At 57.7% G+C, this 4,453-nt stretch carries 4 protein-coding genes; 1 reads left to right on the forward strand and 3 read right to left on the reverse strand.

The features are described 5' to 3' along the window. The coding region (locus tag VEB01_RS02380) for a hypothetical protein (protein WP_324872504.1) at positions 1–199 on the reverse strand (199 nt) is incomplete at its 3' end. A gap of 2 nt (positions 200–201) precedes the next feature. Then, entirely contained in the window at positions 202–2,919 is a 2,718-nt protein-coding gene (locus VEB01_RS02385; RefSeq protein WP_324872505.1) for a cation-translocating P-type ATPase, read from the reverse strand. A gap of 188 nt (positions 2,920–3,107) precedes the next feature. Between VEB01_RS02385 and VEB01_RS02390 the strand changes: the two genes are divergently transcribed. Continuing rightward, the gene (locus VEB01_RS02390; RefSeq protein ID WP_324872506.1) at positions 3,108–3,779 is read left to right on the forward strand and encodes a hypothetical protein; all 672 of its coding nucleotides are present in this window, start codon (positions 3,108–3,110) and stop codon (positions 3,777–3,779) included. Between the two features lie 329 nt (positions 3,780–4,108). Here VEB01_RS02390 and VEB01_RS02395 read toward each other — a convergent pair whose 3' ends face one another. Continuing rightward, complete coding sequence (locus VEB01_RS02395) at positions 4,109–4,297, reverse strand: hypothetical protein (protein ID WP_324872507.1); 189 nt, start codon at positions 4,295–4,297, stop codon at positions 4,109–4,111. Positions 4,298–4,453: the final 156 nt, after the last annotated feature.

The raw sequence follows: 4,453 nt of genomic DNA on the forward strand, positions 1-4,453 counted from the left end.
AGGGTGACAAATCGGCAGGATGGCCGATTTGCACGGCGCGGCCGCCCGCAAGGGCGAACCACAGGGAGGTGGTGAGTGAAAAGCAGGGATGCTTTTCATCAGCATTTTGAGCCCTTGAGCAACGCGCGTATGGCGGCGCGCAGTAGTTTGAAGACAGCTTCTTAGAGACGGTGACCGTTCGGTGGGTTAAGGCCGACACGCTTAACCCACCCCCGTTCGAATCGATGCGCGACTCGGGATTTCCGCCGCCCGCCGCATTAATCTCGCCAAACTCTTCCTCAACTCTTCCATCAACAGCATCGCCAAGGCGAAAGGCAGGCTGAACAGCCAAACATCGAGCCCTATGGGAGCGGTGCCGAAGATTTCATTGCCCCGGGGCGTGTAATCGATGACCAGGATCAGGATGCTCTCCAGCAGAATGCCGATCAAAATCAGCCGGTTGTTGAAAATGGGGGAGCGGAACAAGGATCGGTCCGGATGTTTGCACAGAAAGACGTTCATCACCTGCATGACGATGATGGCCGACAGGCAGGCCGTGGTGGCTTGGAGGTAGATCGGGTTCTGACGGGCCAAAGTCTCGCCGTAATGCCAGCCGGCGGCATAGAGCACGTAGAAAAAAGCGGCCATGGCGGCGATGGCTTCGAGAATTCCCAGGAACAAATAGGCGCGTGTGACCAGCGGCCAACTGAGCAGCTTTTCCTTCACGGACCGCGGCGGCTGTTTCATACAGGCCGGATCGGGGCGGTCGGCGCCGAGTCCCAGGGCCGGCACCATATCCGTGCCGAGATCGACCGCCAGGATTTGGATGATGGTCAGGGGCAGCGGGATGCTGAACAGGGCGAACGCCAGATAGGGGACAAGCTCCGGGATGTTCGACGTGAGGATGTACGACATGAACTTGCGGATATTGTCGAACACCGCTCGGCCTTCCTCGATCGCGCTGACGATGCTGGCGAAATTGTCGTCCAAGAGGATCATGTCGGCGGATTCCTTGGCCACATCGGTTCCCGCAATCCCCATGGCGATGCCGATGTCGGCTGCTTTGAGGGCCGGGGCGTCGTTGACGCCGTCGCCGGTTACCGCGACCACGTGCCGTTTGCGTTTCAACGCCTCCACGATGCGCATTTTCTGGTCGGCGCCGAGACGGGCGAAGATGATTTCTTCTTTATCGAGAGCGAGCTGGAGTTGCGTGTTGGAAAGCCGCCGCAAATCGCTGCCGGTAATAACGTAAGGGTGATTGCCGCGGAGCAAGCCGATTTCCCGCGCGATCGCCTTGGCGGTATGGGGATGATCGCCGGTGACCATGATGACCTTGATGCCCGCTTGAAGGCATTTCTCGATGGCTCGCGGCACCTCGGGGCGAGGCGGGTCTTCGAGGCCTACCAGTCCGGTTAGCGTCAGATCCTCCTCCAGGCTATCGTAATCGTAAGCGTCGCCGACTTCGCGATGGGCAAGGGCGAGGATGCGCAGCCCGTTTTCCGCCAACGTTTCCTGAGCCTCGGTAAATCGGCGGCGAATCTCTTCGGTCAGCGGCACGGTTTCTTCGCCGATCTGTGCGCGGGTGCACAGCGGCAACAGCATTTCCAGCGCGCCTTTGGCATACAGCCGATTGCCTTCCGGCGTGCGGCTCAGAATCGAAAGGCGCTTCCGGTCCGTGTCGAACGGGACTTCATCGATTTTCGGATAGACGGCGGTATTGCCCATAACCCGCTCCGCCATTTGTATCAAAGCGATTTCCGTGGGATCGCCCAGCAACTCCTGCTTTCCGTCACGGCTCGTTTCCTTGAGGTTCTGACAGTTGTGCGCGCATTCCCAAAATCTCGAGTATGTCGCTGCCAGTTGTTCGTCGAGATTTTCCATCTGCCGAATTTCGTTTCCGAGGAAGATTTGTCTCGCGGCCATGCGATTTTGCGTCAATGTACCGGTTTTATCGGTGCAGATGACGGTGGCCGCACCCAGCGTTTCGACCGAAGGCAGATGCCGGACCAGGGCATTGCGTTTGGCCATGCGTTGGGTGGCCATCGCAAGGGAGAGGGTAACCGTGGGTAGCAGGCCCTCCGGCACGTTGGCGACGATGATGCCGATGGCGAAGATAAAGTCCTCCCAAAATGAGAGCCCGGCCGCCTGTCCGACGAAAAAGAAGGCGATGCCTAGTGCAACGGCCAGCACGCCGACGAATCGGCTCAAGCGGACGATTTCTTTCTGGAGAGGGGAGACGGGTTCGCCGGCCGCCTGCGTGAGATGGGCAATTTTGCCGAATTCAGTGTGCATGCCGGTGTGGAAAACCGCCGCCCGGCCTTCGCCGGAGACGACGGAGGTGCCCGCCAACAAGACATTGCGCGCGTGGATGAGCTCTTCCTCCGCCGAGGGTTGCGCGTCCCTGGCTTGGGGCAAGGATTCGCCGGTTACGGTGGCGTTGTTCACCCTCAGCGCAAAAGCCTCTAGCAGCCGGCAATCGGCGGGGATATTGTCGCCTTCCTGCAGCAGGATCACATCGCCTGGCACGATGTCTGAAGCCTCCGAAAGACGCACATTTCCTTCCCGCATCACCTTGACCTGCAGCGGCAAGAGCTTCTGCAATGCGGCGATGGCCCGTTCGGCCCGGTATTCCTGCCAAAAGGAAAACACCCCGTTGATGAGAATCACGCCGACGATGGCGAAGCCCAGGGTGGCCATGCCTTCGCCCGGTGCTTTCCAATCCCCGAAAAAGGCCAAGCCCGCAGCGAGCCAGAGCAGGAGCGCGAAGAAATGAGTGAACTGCTTGATGAAACGCAGGGCCACGGATTCCCGCTTGAATTCCGTAAGCCGATTGGCGCCGTATTCATGGAGGCGCCGGGCCGCCTCGGTTTCGCTCAACCCTTCGAATTGGGTATGAAGGCTTCTTAAGGCCTGATCGGGTTGAAGATGATGGATTTTCATGTCGCCTATTCGGTGAACCGATCCAACAAACGCTTTGGCCGCAGCCGGGGAATTCCGGGATTTTCGTCAAGCGGTCCGAATATGTACAGAAAAAGAGCTTCTGTGCTATAAACCCCCGCGCTATCACACCGATGTTTCATTACGCGGACAATTAGAACTCTCTCAACCAAACAGTCGGTTTATAAAAGATGACCAAGCAACAATTCGATAAAACTCGTTTTTCTGTTTTAAGAAATGGCTTTTGCGCCTTTTCTATCGCGGTGGCCGGGATGTTGACCGGCTGCGACGCAGGCCCGGGCGGTGGCAGCGTTTCTGCGCCGGCCATGTCGGAAGCGAAAATCAGCGGTAATGTTCAGGATCAGCATGGTCCCGTCATGGATGCCAAGATCGAAGTACGGGACAAGAATGGTCAGTTGGTCACGACGACGGAGCTCACGAGCAGCTCGAACCATTACTCCATCACCGTTCCTGCGGGCACGGCCTATCCCATCGTGCTGACCGCGATTCCGAACAATCCCGCTCCGGGCCGGGGTCCGGTCAAGGCCGTGGTGACCAGTTCTCTCGCGGATCGTATGGACATAACCGATGTCACGAGCATCGTAGTGGATTCGGCCCTGACTTTAGGCGGCTTGACCGAAGCGAACATCGCCAAGGCATCCGGCAGCGCGATTGGCTTGCGCCAGCGGCAGGGCGTGAGTGCTGGAGCAGGCGGCGGCGGTGCAGGTCCCGGCCAGAGCGGCGGCGGCGTCAGCCGCGGCGGGCATGGAGGACACGGCGAGCACGTGCCCTCAGGTTCAGGGGCGTCTTCGCCCGACAGCGGTTCCGACCAACAACAGCCGCAACATCAGCAGCAGCACTGATGCGGATGTAATCGACCTTAATCGTTCGGCCGGGATGCTTTAGTTTTTTAAAGATTTTCCGGCGATTTTCTCGAAGCCGGCAGATGAGCTCGAAAGGGCCATCTGCCGGTTTTCTTTTGATTGCGGTTTGGGCCTGCGGGTTAAGAGATAGGCGAGGACTCCGGCTTCCATTCAGTGAGAAGAACCCAATCACATCTATCCGGAAGCCCGTTACATGAGAACGGCTTCGCGAATGTAGCTCTTATACCCTGGAGTTTCGCTTCTGTTCGATAATCCGATGCTCGGATCTTAGCCGTGTGTTCAATGGCCCTGAGGAGACAGAAAGATGTTCACGGCGTCGAAGTTTCCCTCACTTTAATCCACACACTAATATAGTTAAAGTCGCAAGGGCTGTAGGCTACGTCATACCCCTGATTGCGGAGTTCATGCTCGATCTCCATGAAATTGGCCTTCATCGAAACACTGCCGCTTAGGGTCCAGCCATTCAGCTCCAGGATGGCGGATGGCATGAAAGTCATGGTGGTTTGGTATCGATCCTAGGTTCTGTTGACATTTCGGGAGCTCTCCGGCGATGTCGCTCGCCATTTACGAAATGGCGAACCGATTAGCAGTCACGGAGAATGAATGGCGTATCCTCTTTCCGATTTTGGCGGCTCAAAAACATGTATATATCG

Origin of the sequence: Methylocaldum sp. (assembly GCF_035627495.1) — a bacterium.
Lineage (GTDB): Bacteria > Pseudomonadota > Gammaproteobacteria > Methylococcales > Methylococcaceae > Methylocaldum.